The following is a 15431-nucleotide window of genomic DNA, read 5'->3' on the forward strand; positions in this document are numbered from 1 at the left end:
TAAATCCAACTCCATTCTTTTTATCTTAGCAATAAAATTATAATGGATAATTTATGTATTGGGGAGATGTTTTTACATCTCCTTTATTTTTTTGCTACCTTTGCCTACTAAAATTATACTCTAACATCATACTTGACTTCAATATATTGTCCCTTTTCCATAACTCTATGACCAGATTCATAAAGATTATTATCTATGGTTAAAATAATTTTTTCTGAATTATAGTATTTGCCAAAAGTGTTTGCAATGCTTTGAAGAATCATGCTTTCATATCCTGACCCAGCATTCATCTCAGTTACAAAATCTTTATTTAAATCAATATAAACCATATTGTCTTTATTTAAATATAGACTGTTGATTTCTGTATTTGCGGAAAATACTTTTCCTAAACTACTATCTGCTAATTCTTCATAAGCTGAGGCTAAAACTTGTCTAGTTATATCATTGGTCTTAAAGCTTATATCTTTATCCTTATAATAAATTTTATCATCATTAACATTTGGATAAAAGAAACTAATTTTTTGAGTTAATGAAACATTTTCCTCAATTTTACTTAGTGAAGAAGTCACTTCAGTTTCTCCAGAAGTAAATACTGATTTCACTAAACCAACATCTTTAGCATAGTAGTCAATGGTTTTATCATTTGAGCCTTCAGTAACAACTTCAATTGCTTTATAGCTACCCCATGGAGTTGTTATATCAACAGATGTATCAGTTATTGTTCTTACCCTTGAATCCTTAATTTTCCAAGTTGTTCCCTCTGTTAGTGGTTCCATTAGAAGAACTTCATCCTCATCACCTTTTGTTTCTAAAAGGTTTTCTCTATAATATGCTTCTCCTCTTGATAGCAACCTTGTAATCTTACCATCCTTTAATTCAACAACCTTAGCCATAACAGTTCCCCCATTATCCACCCTTTGTTGAACCTTACCTTCTGAAGTGTAATCTATATATACATTATAAGACGCATATTCATTTCCCTTGCCCTCATAAACATATTTGATATTTTCTTTCATTGGATAATAATCTTTAATTTCTAAAAACTCTTGCGCCGATTCTTCATTATCACTATTACTATCATTACCACTATTCTTATCATTATCAAAATTTGTGCAACCAAATAAAAAAGCTAGTAATAAAACCAAACTAAATAATACAATGCCTTTTTTCATTTTTAGCGCCACCTTTCAATTAATTATATCTATATTATAATTCAAATTTAGTATAGCTACAATTTGTATATATCATACTGTTTAGTGAAATAAACATTCCATTTATCTATATAAAAAAGGCCTAGAGGCAACTATAAAATATAGTCACATCTAAGTCTTCTATTCTTTTAATGTTTCAACGTTTTTGTTTCCACAATCAACTTTTCTCCCTTAAAGAAACCTTTAAATACTAACCATGCAAACAATGTGGATATTGCGGCAAACCAAGTTGGAAGATTAATATTAACTGCGGTTACAAAACCAGCAATTATAGGTGGCACTGCCTGTGCTAATGATGATATAGATTGATTAATTCCAAGAATTTCACCTTGTCTTCCACTACCTACTAAGTTAGAAATAATAGCTGTTCCATTTGGTTGGGTAAGGCCTTGAAATATTGCTATAAATGGAACTATTAAATACAACCATACTCGCTCATTAGCTATTAATAAAAACGGAAAACTTATTGCTAATAGAACTATTGAGTAGCTAAGTATTTTAGCAGGCTTAAACTTCTTTGAAAGTGGCCTCAAAACTGCACCTTGTGCAATAGCTATCCAAATCCCCATGTAAGCAAAAAAATCACCAACTTGAGATTGCGTAAATTTAAACTTTTCGAACAAAAATACTTGAAAAAACTGTGTAAAGAAATTAAACCCTACAGTCAATAAAAAAACCACTAAAAACATAACTCTTAAATCTTTATAGGTAAATGCTTTTTTTATATTTGTAAATCCTGTTAATAAATTTACTTTAACTGCTCTTTTAGTTACTAAAGTTTCTGAGAAGTTACGCATTACTAAAAACACATTAATAATTGCTAATAGTATAGTAAGATAGAATGGTGTTACATAAGAGAACCAGCTAACTACGGAAGGATCAGAAAGCTTCCCTCCAACATATGGTCCTATAATAAAACCTAACCCAAAGGCCATTCCAATTAAACCAAAGTTTTTGGATTTTGTTTCTTCTGTGCTCACATCAGCAATTGCAGACTGTGCTATAGATATATTTCCCCCTGTAAATCCATCAACAATTCTTCCTAAAAATAAAAGGGAAAGGTTAGATGTAAGTATTCCTAGTATAAAAATTGCATAACCAACAACTGTACCAATTAATGATACTGTTAATATTTTTTTTCTACCCTTTTGATCCGCCAGTGAACCCAAAATTGGTGCACCAAAGAATTGTGCTAGTGGATAAGCGGCTATCAAAAAACCAAATATTAAGGTTCTAGTTGAAAAAGAATATGCCATTGGCAATATACCGCCTATTGGGTCAATGAGAAGCGCAGGTAATATTGGAATTATAATACCTAATCCTAATAGATCTAAAAATACTGTAAAAAATATTGTCCCTATTGAGAATTTTTTATTTTTCATAAATTTCACTCCAATCTTTATTCTTTTACTAATTGTTACTTGAGCTTAATGTGATCTGATATGATATTCTCACTGGATTCCAGTAGATTTTTTAATAATTCCAATCCATCAAATATTTTCTGTACTTCTTTTTCATTTTTCGTCTTAAGTAACAAGGATAAAAATCCATTTATATTATTGTCCAAATTTCCATGTGTAGCTTTAAATTTATCTGATAGTTTTGCATATACTACTCTTTTATCCTCTTCACTTCTTACCCTTTCAATTACCCCTTGTGACTCGAGTCGATTAACAATTAACGAAACAGCCGTTGGTGTTATCTTCAGTTCTTCACTTAATTCATTAAGTTTTACCCTATCCCTCTTTCCCAGAATATTCACTACTGCAAGTTGTGTAACAGTTATGCCACAATTTGAAAAGTAACTTTTTAGTCCTTTGTCCATCAACGTATTAACTTCTTTTAGCAATTCCATTATTTTTGTACTATCATTCATCTTATTTTCCTCCTATAGTTAATGTGTTAACTATTAATATATTAACTATTAATATGTTAATAGTTTTACTACATCTTAATCATTAAAGCAAGTTATAAATTATTAGATAGCTGCTTAATAATAATTTAATTGCAGTTGTATATATGTTGAAATTACTGTCTATAATTAAAGCATATTCAAGAGCCTGTTATTCCACCCAAAGAAATTAATACCGATCCATCTAAAAATATAAATCAAGTAATTTTAAAAGCCTTGGAGAAATAAAATAGACCCTATAAGGTAGACAGTTAAAAAAGAGGCGTATTTGCCTTAAATCTAACTGACTCTACTTTGTAGGGTCTTTTTGTTACAATTTACTTAGTTTTTACCTTAATAAAATTATATTACTGTTGTGTAGTTTGTTAAGATATGTTAGTTAAAGCATTACCTGCTTTTTGATCGGAGTTAGGTTGAACTGCTAAATCACCTAAAGCAACTAATTTTTGATTTTCAACTACAGGAAGTCTTCTTATTTGTTGTTCACTCATTATTCTAGAAGCATCATCTAAGCTCATATCAGGAGATCCTACCACAGGATTTGAAGACATCACTTCTATAACAGTTTGACTAAAACAGAAGTATGTTATACTTCAATCAAGTTATTTTACTAAAACCATATCTAATTAGTTACATCAGGGTGATCAGGAACTTTTGTAGTTTTTACAATGATTTTGAAAGGATGGAGATACAGATTGAATGATGAAAAGACAGTTTCACAGATAGTAGAACACCATAAGAAGAAGGAAAAGAAACGGAGTGGGGAGACTGGAATAACTTGGTGGCAACTAAGTCTCATTGGAATTGGCTCTATCGTTGGAGCAGGGTTCTTTTTAGGAAGCAGTGTGGCAATTAGTTTAACTGGGCCTTCTGTAATCCTTGCATTTTCAATTGCGGGACTTATTTCATATATCACCTTTAGCTCACTCGCAGAAATGAAAATAAATGATCCAGAAACAGGATCTTTTAGGAATTACGCTAGAAAAGCTCTCGGAGACAATATTGGCTTCATTAGTGGCTGGATGTTTTGGATTGCAGGGGTACTGATTATGTCTAGTGAAGTAACTGCTTTATCTTTATTTTCACGCTATTGGTTTCCACAGATTCCATTATGGGCATTCTCCTTTATATACTCCTGCTTAGGACTCGGCATTAATTTACTAGGAGTAAAAGATTTTGGAGAAACTGAATCATTCTTTGCAATTGTAAAGATTGCTGCACTTGTTTCATTTATCATTTTCGGTTTACTATTCATACTTGGGTATGTATCCCCAAAGGGGTCAGTTTCTGGAGCATCAGTAATCTCCTTGTCAGCCCTTAATTGGTTTCCAAATGGCATAAAAGGACTATGGTCTTCTCTTATTTTTGCACTATTCCCATTCGCTGGTGTAGCAGTAGTTGGAGCTGCTTCTAAAGAATTAAAGAAAAATAAATCTTTCACTAAAGCCATTAATGCGCTTATGTTGGCTTTGACATTCTTATATATTACCTCCATTGTGTTGATTTTAAAAATGGTATCTTGGTCTCAAATCCAGGTGAGTAAGAGCCCTTTTATTACAGCACTTTCCGAATTTCACATACCTTATTTGAGTTCTATTTTTAATATTATCATTGTCAGTGCCGCTTTTTCTACTTTTGTGGGTGCACTTTTCGCCATAACCAATGTATTATTATCCCTTGCAAATGACCATGAGGCGCCAAAAATTGCATTGAGAAAGAATAAAAGAGGCGTAAATGTCATCGCACTTTTAATAGGAACTAGCGGTCTACTTGTAACCATCATATTATCTTTTGTATTACCAGACACCCTTTACGAATATTTAGCCACTTCTGCAGGTGTATTATTGATTACTAATTGGATTATTATTTTAGCTTCACAAATAAAAAATCGGAAATATTATCCTATCAAAAGTACCTCCGAAGGAAAACAATTTAAAATGTTCTTTGCACCCTACAGTTCATATTTGGGCATTTTACTTATACTCCTTACTTTAATTGGAGTGACATTTAATCCAACCCATCGCATCGGATTGTTTGTAGGTATAGGTATTATTGTTATCATTTCTATTGCTTCTATAAAAGCAAAATCAATCAAAAGGATGAAGAATAAATAAAGAAATAGTACAACAATTAGTTGTAACTCCTCATCAATCTTTGCTTCTCTAAATCCAACTCCATTCTTTTTATCTAGTTAATAAAATTATAATGAATAATTTATGTATTGGGGAGATGTTTTTGCATCTCCTTTATTTTATATACTATTAATTTATTTAATTTCAATGGCATCATCAACCTTAGTCATAACAGTTCCCCCATTATCCACTCTTTGTTGAACCTTACCTTCTGAAGTGTAATCTATATATACATTATAAGACGCATATTCATTTCTCTTGTCCTCATAAACATATTTGATACTGTTTTATGAATATTCTTTGAATATTCATATACTACATGGAAATGCTATAAGTTATAAGAACAGTTTTATGGATGATTTACTTTGAAAATAGTCTGTAATTATGTTACTGATTAAAAAACTGAGTTAAAGGAGTGATATCTAGAAATGGATATAAATAATGGTATAAAGCAAGAAATAGAAAGCGTTTATGGAAAAATCAGCCCCTTTGAGTTTAAAAATAAATTAATTAGCCTTGCAAAAGAGCAAACAAAAAAAAGTGCACGCACCTTGCTTGATGCAGGAAGGGGTAATCCAAACTGGACAGCAGCAACACCTCGTGAAGCCTTCTTCACTTTTGGGCAATTTGCCGTTTTGGAAACCCGTAGAGTATGGAACCAGCAGGATTTAGCTGGAATGCCTGAAAAAGAAGGGATTGCAGCGCGTTTATCTGCTTATATTGATAATCATCATGATGTCCCAGGAATAGATCTTCTAAGGAAGATCTTTGACTATGGGATAACAGTGCAAGGATTTTCTCCAGATGATTGGATTTACGAGCTCACAGATGGGATTATTGGAGATAACTATCCATCACCAGACCGTATGCTAACTCATATAGAAAAAGTTGTCCACGATTATCTGATTCAAGAAATGTGTTACAATGAGCCCCCAATTGGCAAATTCAATTTATTTGCTGTAGAAGGTGCAACAGCTGCAATATGTTATATATTTGATTCATTGATTTCCAATAAATTACTATCTATTGGAGATAAAATTGCCCTGATGACACCCATTTTTACACCGTATCTTGAAATTCCCCTTCTACCACGCTATAATTTTCAGGTTGTTAATATAAATGCTACGGAAATAGGCCTAGATGGCAAACATACATGGCAATACCCTAAATCAGAATTAGATAAGCTCTGCGATTCCAACATTAAGGCCTTATTTCTTGTTAACCCAAGCAATCCTCCATCTGTGGCAATGAAACCTGAATCCATAAACCAGTTAGTTGAGGTTGTACATAAGGATAATCCTAATTTAATGATCATTTCCGATGACGTTTATGGTACCTTTGTAAACAATTTTCGTTCCTTATTAGCAGATTTACCATTTAACTCCATTGGCGTCTATTCCTTCTCAAAGTATTTTGGTGCTACTGGCTGGCGCCTTGGAACTATTGCCCTTCATGAAAACAATATTTTTGATAAATTGATAAGGGAATTGCCCCTTGATAAAGAACAAGAACTCAAGCAGCGGTACGAAGCTCTTTCTACTCATCCAGAAGATATTTCCTTTATTGATAGGATTGTAGCCGACAGTCGTCAGGTAGTCCTTAATCATACTTCAGGTTTATCAACTCCTCAGCAAGTACAAATGGCATTTTTCTCAATGTTTGCCTTACTTGATAAGGCAAATAATTATAAACAATTAACAAAGGATATTTGTCACCGCCGTCAAAATCTTTTATTCAATGGACTTGGATTAGAATTACAAAAAAATCCTTATGATGCTGCTTATTATGCACAATTTGACATTTTAGGATGGGCTAATTATCACTACGGTAATGAATTCGCGAAATACTTGCAAAAGAATTATAAACCAGTGGATATCCTTTTCCGCTTGGCAGAGGAATCATCAATAGTGTTATTAAGTGTTGATAGATTTCATGGACCAGAATGATCTGTCCGAATATCACTAGCAAACTTAAATGATGAGTCTTATTCCAAAATTGGGGAAGTGCTTCATAAAATATTAGAAGAGTATGTACCAGCTTTCAAATAGATTTTTTCTATAAATTAACCCGTATTATTCATGAATAATACGGGTTAATTTATATCCTATTGTTCTCGAAAGCACCAAAGACAATAGGTTTATAATTATGAACCATTAGTTTACCTTTACATATAACAGAATGAATTATATCTTCATTAGAAGTTTAATCTTTTTTTAACAAGCTATTCTCTCTTTTCCTTTAAGCTATCTGCCATAGATATCTTCATTACTTTACTCTTATTTAAAGACTTAGATATTTCATAGGTTATAATAATAATCACAAAACTAATAAGAATACTGCTGATATTTAATTTAGTAGGAATAGTTATATTCATATTCTTTGTCATTACGTTAAAAAAACTTGCTACTGACATTATTATTAAAGGCACTGATATTATATATCCAAATATGACAAGTATGATATTGCTACTGAGTATCAAAGAATAAATCTCTTTCTTTTTATATCCCAAAATTTTAAACATCGATATATTAGCTTTATTCTCCTCAATTACAAGTGAGGTCACTATATAAATTACTATAAGACCGATAATAAATGCTGTAATCGCAATTCCGCCAATCATGTATTTAATTGGCATAAGCAATGTATTATACCCATCTATTATATCTTGCTTACTTGTCTCTGATATAAGCTTATTTTCAGGAATATTTAATTTATAATCAGAATCTATTTGAAGATAGCTATTTTCAGGATAATCATTTACCTTATTGAATTCACCTAATGGCATATATATTATATTCCCAGTATAAGCCTCTGCAATTTCATCTATTTTTATGGTGAATTCCTTTGAATTTAATTTATTCTTAACCTTAATACTTTCGCCTTCTTTTATATTATATTGCTCACTCATGGATTTAGTTATGATGACCTTGTTGAAGCCTATGATTTCACTATTTTTATCTACTAAATTAATTAATTTTGAATCTTTTTCCACTCCATAAATAATAAAATCTTCATCTTTATTATTAAGTTCGCTAGTAAAGGTTGATAATGATCTCCTCTCACCCTTATCTACCTCTCCGATTTGAAGTGCATTAAATGTGTATTCATAATTATATTTATATATATCTGTATAGCTGTTATTTACCATATAATCCATTGAATCCTTTGTTGCAAAACCAATTAAAAGTAGCATGGAGGCAAAGGTTACACCTAAAATCATAAGAACTGTTCTAGGTAAACTTCTGCATAGCTCTCTTATTTTAAACTTTGTATTGAAATTAAATCTATCCAAATTAAGCTTTCTTTCAATAAAGTTTACTTTTGTCTTATTATTTCCACCTCTCATTAGCTGTAATGGTGATAATTTAAGAGCCTTATTTATTACTGCATAAGTTACTGGAATTAAAAATACAAATGGAAGTATAAGGCTTAAAATTGTATATTTAATATCAAAATTAATAGTCAATAAAGGGAGATTATAATATTTTGTGACTGTAGAAAGTAATGGATTTACAAGTAAACTGCCTATTACGGTCCCCGTGGTACTTCCTATTAATGAAGTTATTATCGGATATTTAAGATAATGCCTTACTAACTCTTTCTTTGTATAGCCAAGGGCATATAGAGTTCCTATCACCAAATATTCTCTTTTAAGTAGCCTTGATAATACAACTGATATAAGTATGCAAGTTAGGATTAAAATAGCTATCGGCATTACTTTGCCAATCATAACTCCACCCTTCAAATCGCCATCTATAAAAGAAATTCTGTTATTATCTTTCTTATCTATCCATTGAATTAATATATTATCCACACTTAAATCTTTTTTAAATTCACCTATATTTTCTTTGTTGAATTTAACACTATAAAACGTAGTCCCTGTACCTATTTTATTAATATCCTCCTTAGACACCACGGCTACTCCAAAGCTTTTGGGATTCTTTAGCATATCACTCTCAGACTTTAATGGATACACATAGTCCGGTGTACTCATATAGCCAACTATTTTAAAAGCAGTATTATTAATCTTTAGTTCAGCATTAATATCTAATGAATGAGCACTAGCAAATGCTTTATCTATTAATATTTCATTTTCTCCTATAATAGACTTACCATCTATAACTGCATATTTGTCTATTTTATCAGTGCTTCCTAATATTCTTAGTACTGATTTATTTTCATCAGTATAATCTATTGATTCCCTTTCTTCTAATACTAAATCATACTTTTTCTCCAGTTCATTTATATTTGTTATTGGATTTTGTATTATAAAACTAGCATCTTCCAATTTATTATTAATCCTGAATTTACTAAGATTATCCTGTACATCTGACATAGCTATATTAAAAGAACTATAAAGCATACAACTTATTATTATTAAAATTATAGAACCTATATACTGTGCTTTATATTCGAATATAGTTCTTTTAATCATTTTCTTTATAACCATTACCATTCAATCCCTTCAGCTAATAACACATTTTCATTTACTACATTTTCACTTATTTCACCACTTCTAAGCTTTATTATTCTATCAGCTATTCCACTAATTGCAGTATTATGGGTTATTATAATTACTGTAGTAGCAAATTTTTTATTTACTTCTGTAATTAGTTTTAAAATTTCCTTAGCTGCCTTATAATCCAAAGCACCAGTAGGTTCGTCACATAATAAAAGTTTAGGCTTTTTAACTATTGCCCTTGCAATAGATACCCTTTGCTGTTGACCACCACTTAATTCTCTAGGGAACCTATTCTTAAATTCACTCATACCAACAGAATTTAAAACTTCATCTATATTAATAGGATTTTTACTTATGTTGGCAGCCACTTCTACATTTTCATAAACGGTCAAGTTTGGTACCAGATTATAAAATTGAAATATAAACCCTACTGAATCTCTTCTATACAGAGTTAGTTTATTATCATTTAACTTCATAATATCTACACCATCTACAATAACATTTCCGCTGTCAATATGGTCTATTCCACCTATTATATTAAGTAAAGTAGATTTACCAGAACCTGAAGGACCAAGTATTACTGCAATTTCTCCTTCATTCATTGTTAAATTTACATTTTTTAATGCATTGATAGATATTTTTCCGGTGTCATAAGACTTGGTTGCATTTTTTATTTTTATAAACATTTTCTTCCCCCGCTCTTGCAATATTATTTTATCTGGAACTATGATTTCACCAGATTTTTCTAGTGAAAACTTTGCGGCAACAGGTCCTATTATTGAGTATATAAATGTTGAGCATAGTATAATAACACGAATTTGCGCTGCATATTCCGATATAAGATTTCCAGCAACTACAATTAATCCCAATGCGACTCCTGCTTGGGGCATAAGTGTTGGCCCTAAATATTTGCATATTTTATTGTCTTGTTTAGTAATCTTCCCACCAAACCAAGCACCAACTACTTTCCCGTTGATACGCATTATAACATATAAAAGTCCAATAAAACCGATTCCACTAAGCGCAGAGATCTCAAAACCAGCTCCGGAAATAACAAGAATATCATGAAAATTGGTGAGGACTTTATCACGAGATTTAAACAGGAGAGGAAACTGTTAGATTTAGACCATTACAGACTTTAGATATAGCTTTTCAAATAGCTAAAGCGCTTAGTCAATTGTATTCTCAAACGCTAATACATTTACACTTATTAATGAACTCCCTTTTTCGCGCCTAATTTTTCTGTGCTTTAATGGATTAGCATTGGACTATATGGGATACAAAGTTAATCTTACACAAGTAGACACACTAATAAATAAAAAACCAGAGCATTGCTTTGGTTTTTTGTTATTTAAGTATAAAAATTTACCTATTGATAAATTTCTTTTCATAACTTTATTTCATTACCCATTATCCTCAATATTTCCTCACCATACTTTTCTATCGTCTTTGCTCCGAACCCCTTTACCTCAAGCAACTTTTCCAGTGTCACCGGATATTTTTCAATCAAGTCTTCCATTTGAGCATTATTGAAAACACAATAAGCAGGAGTATTTTCTTCTTTTATCTCTTCAGCCTTTTTTATCTCAGGTTTCACAACAACTTCATGTATAACTTCAGCAATTATTTTTACAACATCATCAGTTTTATAACTTGATCACATTTATATAGGGAAGATTTAATATCAATAGGACACTTATCTTTATTAATAATTGACTTTGGATTGGCCATAACTACTAATGATTTAAGGGGTATCTTATTAATGTTTAATTGTCTAGCATTCTGTGTTATTGGACTATATATCCCCTCTTTAAACTCTCTACCACGCCTTTCTGCTTTTACATATCCACATTCATCTTTAGTATATAATTCTACATATATTATAATAAACCTCCTTAAAATTCCATTTTTCATATATACTGAGCCTAAAACTTGTCTAGATGAATTATATCTATACCGTTACCGTTGTGGGGTTCGTAACGACCTACTTGCTATTTTACAAAGTGTATTTTTAATTTTAACAAAAGATCCTTGAATAGTAGGGGCTATATATCTTTCTTTTGGATGTTTATCTTCTACAGCTTGAATATATTTATCAATTATTGAATTTATATTAGTAGATTCAGTTAACTTAAAGTATGCATATTGTTTTTTTTCTAACAACCTTATATTAGGTTTAAAGTAAGAATCAATCCTCATCCAATTAAATTGTTTAGCTACATTCTTTTCATTAAAGCCAGTAGCATAAGAACCAGGTTCAATTAATATAACGGGAATATTAACATCCTTAAGTTCTTTAAGTTCTTCATTTAAAGATGATCCTATAGCTTCTAAAGCAGCTTTAGTTGCACAATAAGGAGATAAAAATGGTATAGGAGAACGTCCAGCTAAGGAGGATAAGAAAATTATTCTCCCTTCTTTTCTAGAAATCATTTGTTTTAAAACAATTTGAGTTAATTCAATTGGACAGAATACATTGGTTTCAAATGTATCTCTATATTTATTAATATCTATTTCAGCTGCGGAACCAGATTCTCCAATAGCAGCATTATTTATTAAAACATCAATTTTAATATTCATTACTTTCATTATATCATCCCTACATAAAACGTCTAGTCTAAAGCTTTCAAGAGGAAGCTTATATTTTTGTTTTAGGATATTTAACTTATCTGCTTGTTCTTGAGTATGAGTTGTTGCATATACATAGTGCCCTCTACCTGCTAAAGTAATTGCAGCCTCACGTCCAAGGCCAGAACCACAGCCAGTAATTAATATTTTTCTCAATTTATCACCTCTTAGTTAATTTCAAGTTTAGACAATTCACAATCTATGTGAAGAACAAACTCTAATTGAGTTAGCAAACATAGTATGTCTTGTTTATATAAAAATAATTCCACCTAAAATAAAGGTCAGAGAAATAAGCTCACTCTGTTCGCAATGGGGACAGTCACCACTCTATGTTACCTACGCAAAAAGCATTTCATTAAATTTTACTCTAATGAAATGCTTTTACTTTATAATTTTTATCAATACAATCTAGAAATTTTATCCACACTAATTATTCATTATCCTCAATATTCCCTCACCATACTTTTCTATCTTCTTCTCTCCGAATCCCTTTACCTCAAGCAACTTTTCCAGTGTCACCGGATATTTTTCAATCAAGTCTTCCATTTGAGCATTATTGAAAACACAATAAGCAGGCGTATTTTCTTCTTTTGAAGCTTCAAGCCTGAACTTCTTTAATTCCTTAGTTAATAAATTTATATCCTTTTTAGAACTTTCTTTTATGACAGTTTCAACTTTTTCTTCTATTGCTTCATCCTTATTTATCTCAGGTTTTACAACAATTTCAGATATAACTTCAGCAATTGTTTTTACAACATCACCATATTTACAGAAGTCTCTCTCTACAAGATTATATTTAGCATGATTATTAAAATGTATTGGTGTATTCATTTTTAAAAGCAAATCAGCAATAGCATACATTCTTTTTTCATTTATATTATATTCATTCTTCTTATCACCCTGAAGTTTTTCCAACTGTTTTATAACTTGATCACATTTATATAGGGAAGCTTTAATATCACTAGGACACTTATCTTTATTAATAATTGACTTTGGATTGGCCATAACTACTAATGATTTAAGGGGTATCTTATTAATGTTTAATTTCTGCGAAAGCAACTCCTTCACAATCTTTGAATGTCTAGCATTCTGTGTTATTGGACTATATATCCCCTCTTTAAATTCTCTACCACGCCTTGTCCTTATAGTTCTTATAAAATCTCCATCTCGGTTGACAGTAATATTTCCATTAAGCTTTTTAGTTTCCAATACGGCTAAAAACTTATTTGTTATAACTACAAAATCTAGCTGTGCTACATAATCTTCATGTTCTATTCTTACATCATGTAGACAAAGCATAGGCATAAATGAGGTCTTTAATTCATAATGAACATTACTCTCTCCTGATATTCCATACCTCTGCAGCATTATATCTTTTTCAATAACATCTTTCTTTTCTCCATCATTCAGCTTATCAAATAAATCCTGCAAATCTTTAAGTTGAGTATTATCATTACAAAAATCCTTTATAAAAATTGGTTTATCTATAGTTTTCTTTTGTCCAAAAATCGCTTCTAATATAGACATTTAATTCACGCCTTTCTGCTTTTACATATCCACACTTATCTTTAGTATATAATTCTACATATATTATAATAAACCTCCTTAAAACCCCATTTTCATATAAGCTCAACAAAAAACACCAAAGAAAATCTCTGGTGCTTGATAATTAGTGGCTAAATTTTCTCGCCAACAAAAATAAAATACTCTTTGTTATCTTCTTTATAGATACTTTTAAATCCTTGATTATTTGCTAATTCACATATTTTTTCTACATCAGAAAGCATATCTGATATTATATGGTTTTCCTCTTCCCTATGTCTGCTATTTATAGCTTCTTTACTTTCTATATGTGCTATCACAATTTTACCTTTATTTTGCAATAAAGAATGAGCTTTCTTAAAAAAACTTTCCTCATCCTTAAAATGAGGATAACAAGAATAAGCTAAAATATGATTAAATTTTTTAATTGTAGTATATTGAAAAAAATCTTTGATTTCAAAATCCAAATTTTCATAAATATTTTTCTTCTTTGAAATTTCAATCATTTGTTCAGCAATATCTAGTGCAGTTATTTTGCCATTAGTCCCTATTCTTTCTTCTAAATATGGAATAGTCACACCTGTCCCACTCCCTATATCTAAAATACTATCTCCATTTTTTAACCCCATTTTATTAATAACATAGTTTACTTTTTCACTAGGATGATAACAAATGCTATCCCATTTTTCTGCTAAGCTGTTTAAAAAAAATTTATTGTCCATTATGATTTACCACCATATTTAAATTTCTTTTAAGTACATAAATAATTAATGGGATTAAAATAATTTGAATTACAATACCTGGTATTCCTTGAATAAATACTCCAGCCGCTACAGTTGTAATATTAAATGGTCTGCTCATTAGTACATGTAGTATTAAATAATTTCCTATAATGCTCACAACTCTTCCTGCGAGCATTCCTCCTATTAATGAAGGATACATGCCTATCTTAACCTTATTGTGCAACAAAGAAATAAATAGACCATAGCTTGCTAGCTCTAGTATCATTACATATATATAAGGAATAGGCGGCATCCCAGTAAAAACAAAACTTAATATTGGTGTTACTATACCTACACATAATGCATAGTAAGGATTTAATATAAATCCACCAACTAAAACTGGTATGTGCATCGGTAAAAATATAGATCCTGCATTTTGAATGCTATGAAATGCTTGTGGTAATATAAGACCTATAGCAATAAGTAAAGCAGCTCTAACTACTTGATGTAAATTTGAATTTTGGTTCATAAAAATTCCTTCCTTTCGTATTGATTAGATTTAAAGACACATCTTAAAGATATTTGCAATATCCTCTACATATTCCATCCATTTAGCAGATTTCTTTAAAATTTAATAAAAAATAAAACCACGAAAACTGATTACAACTTAAAGTAATCAACCTTCGTGGTTAAAAAGTAAGCGTCAAATAACTCATCACCTAGGACTGGCAGTAAATTAATGTGATAATACTCCTATACTTAGTAGGAGGTAATTTGCATGGCAGAAAGAAGATCTAAAGAAGAATGGATGATACTTTTAAA

The 15431-nt window shown here is 30.7% G+C and carries 13 protein-coding genes and 1 pseudogene; 2 read left to right on the forward strand and 12 right to left on the reverse strand.

Going from position 1 to position 15431, the window contains the following annotated elements:
- Positions 1 to 113 precede the first annotated feature (113 nt).
- The 4 genes from CLVI_RS15775 to CLVI_RS15795 all read right to left on the reverse strand — a co-directional run bounded on the left by CLVI_RS15775 (position 114) and on the right by CLVI_RS15795 (position 3674).
- Entirely contained in the window at positions 114 to 1172 is a 1059-nt protein-coding gene (locus CLVI_RS15775; RefSeq protein WP_106061065.1) for a GerMN domain-containing protein, read from the reverse strand.
- Positions 1173 to 1339: 167 nt separating this feature from the next.
- Entirely contained in the window at positions 1340 to 2593 is a 1254-nt protein-coding gene (locus CLVI_RS15780) for an MFS transporter (protein ID WP_106061066.1), read from the reverse strand.
- A 35-nt stretch (positions 2594 to 2628) separates the two neighbouring features.
- Positions 2629 to 3087, reverse strand: a complete 459-nt coding sequence (locus CLVI_RS15785) for a MarR family winged helix-turn-helix transcriptional regulator (protein WP_106061067.1) — start codon at positions 3085 to 3087, stop codon at positions 2629 to 2631.
- Positions 3088 to 3488: 401 nt separating this feature from the next.
- A complete protein-coding gene (locus tag CLVI_RS15795) occupies positions 3489 to 3674 on the reverse strand; it encodes a CBS domain-containing protein (protein ID WP_106061068.1) in 186 nt (61 codons plus the stop codon).
- A gap of 144 nt (positions 3675 to 3818) precedes the next feature.
- Between CLVI_RS15795 and CLVI_RS15800 the strand changes: the two genes are divergently transcribed.
- Together CLVI_RS15800 and aspD are read left to right on the forward strand one after the other, a co-directional pair.
- The gene (locus CLVI_RS15800) at positions 3819 to 5237 is read left to right on the forward strand and encodes an amino acid permease (protein ID WP_242980750.1); all 1419 of its coding nucleotides are present in this window, start codon (positions 3819 to 3821) and stop codon (positions 5235 to 5237) included.
- A 446-nt stretch (positions 5238 to 5683) separates the two neighbouring features.
- A pseudogene (gene aspD / locus CLVI_RS15805) lies at positions 5684 to 7303 on the forward strand (aspartate 4-decarboxylase).
- Between the two features lie 173 nt (positions 7304 to 7476).
- Here aspD and CLVI_RS15810 read toward each other — a convergent pair.
- The 8 genes from CLVI_RS15810 to CLVI_RS15845 all read right to left on the reverse strand — a co-directional run bounded on the left by CLVI_RS15810 (position 7477) and on the right by CLVI_RS15845 (position 15138).
- On the reverse strand, positions 7477 to 9690 hold the full coding sequence (locus CLVI_RS15810; RefSeq protein WP_207655398.1) for an ABC transporter permease: 2214 nt from the start codon (positions 9688 to 9690) through the stop codon (positions 7477 to 7479).
- 14 nt (positions 9691 to 9704) lie between these two features.
- Positions 9705 to 10403 carry an ABC transporter ATP-binding protein gene (locus tag CLVI_RS15815; RefSeq protein WP_106061077.1) on the reverse strand — a complete coding sequence of 233 codons (699 nt, stop codon included), beginning with the start codon at positions 10401 to 10403 and terminating at the stop codon, positions 9705 to 9707.
- Positions 10404 to 11104: 701 nt separating this feature from the next.
- Positions 11105 to 11314, reverse strand: a complete 210-nt coding sequence (locus tag CLVI_RS15820; protein ID WP_170065702.1) for an HRDC domain-containing protein — start codon at positions 11312 to 11314, stop codon at positions 11105 to 11107.
- A gap of 32 nt (positions 11315 to 11346) precedes the next feature.
- Positions 11347 to 11631, reverse strand: a complete 285-nt coding sequence (locus tag CLVI_RS15825) for a hypothetical protein (RefSeq protein WP_106061072.1) — start codon at positions 11629 to 11631, stop codon at positions 11347 to 11349.
- A 45-nt stretch (positions 11632 to 11676) separates the two neighbouring features.
- Positions 11677 to 12501: an SDR family NAD(P)-dependent oxidoreductase gene (locus tag CLVI_RS15830; RefSeq protein ID WP_106061073.1), complete on the reverse strand. Its 825-nt coding sequence runs from the start codon at positions 12499 to 12501 to the stop codon at positions 11677 to 11679.
- Between the two features lie 270 nt (positions 12502 to 12771).
- A complete protein-coding gene (locus CLVI_RS15835; protein WP_106061074.1) occupies positions 12772 to 13872 on the reverse strand; it encodes an NERD domain-containing protein in 1101 nt (366 codons plus the stop codon).
- 149 nt (positions 13873 to 14021) lie between these two features.
- The gene (locus tag CLVI_RS15840) at positions 14022 to 14609 is read right to left on the reverse strand and encodes a class I SAM-dependent DNA methyltransferase (RefSeq protein ID WP_106061075.1); all 588 of its coding nucleotides are present in this window, start codon (positions 14607 to 14609) and stop codon (positions 14022 to 14024) included.
- Positions 14599 to 15138 carry an ECF transporter S component gene (locus tag CLVI_RS15845; RefSeq protein ID WP_106061076.1) on the reverse strand — a complete coding sequence of 180 codons (540 nt, stop codon included), beginning with the start codon at positions 15136 to 15138 and terminating at the stop codon, positions 14599 to 14601. Before CLVI_RS15845 ends, CLVI_RS15840 begins: the two co-directional genes overlap by 11 nt.
- Between the last annotated feature and the right edge of the window lie 293 nt (positions 15139 to 15431).

This window comes from Clostridium vincentii (assembly GCF_002995745.1).
GTDB lineage: Bacteria > Bacillota > Clostridia > Clostridiales > Clostridiaceae > Clostridium > Clostridium vincentii.

What these genes read in the sequence shown, in the direction of transcription:
- CLVI_RS15835 (WP_106061074.1), bottom strand. Translation starts at nt 13,872, where the DNA reads ATGTCTATATTAGAAGCGATTTTTGGACAAAAGAAAACTATAGATAAA.
- CLVI_RS15815 (WP_106061077.1), bottom strand. Translation starts at nt 10,403, where the DNA reads ATGTTTATAAAAATAAAAAATGCAACCAAGTCTTATGACACCGGAAAA.
- CLVI_RS15795 (WP_106061068.1), bottom strand. Translation starts at nt 3,674, where the DNA reads ATGTCTTCAAATCCTGTGGTAGGATCTCCTGATATGAGCTTAGATGAT.
- CLVI_RS15845 (WP_106061076.1), bottom strand. Translation starts at nt 15,138, where the DNA reads ATGAACCAAAATTCAAATTTACATCAAGTAGTTAGAGCTGCTTTACTT.
- CLVI_RS15810 (WP_207655398.1), bottom strand. Translation starts at nt 9,690, where the DNA reads ATGATTAAAAGAACTATATTCGAATATAAAGCACAGTATATAGGTTCT.
- CLVI_RS15785 (WP_106061067.1), bottom strand. Translation starts at nt 3,087, where the DNA reads ATGAATGATAGTACAAAAATAATGGAATTGCTAAAAGAAGTTAATACG.
- CLVI_RS15775 (WP_106061065.1), bottom strand. Translation starts at nt 1,172, where the DNA reads ATGAAAAAAGGCATTGTATTATTTAGTTTGGTTTTATTACTAGCTTTT.
- CLVI_RS15780 (WP_106061066.1), bottom strand. Translation starts at nt 2,593, where the DNA reads ATGAAAAATAAAAAATTCTCAATAGGGACAATATTTTTTACAGTATTT.
- CLVI_RS15840 (WP_106061075.1), bottom strand. Translation starts at nt 14,609, where the DNA reads ATGGACAATAAATTTTTTTTAAACAGCTTAGCAGAAAAATGGGATAGC.
- CLVI_RS15825 (WP_106061072.1), bottom strand. Translation starts at nt 11,631, where the DNA reads ATGAAAAATGGAATTTTAAGGAGGTTTATTATAATATATGTAGAATTA.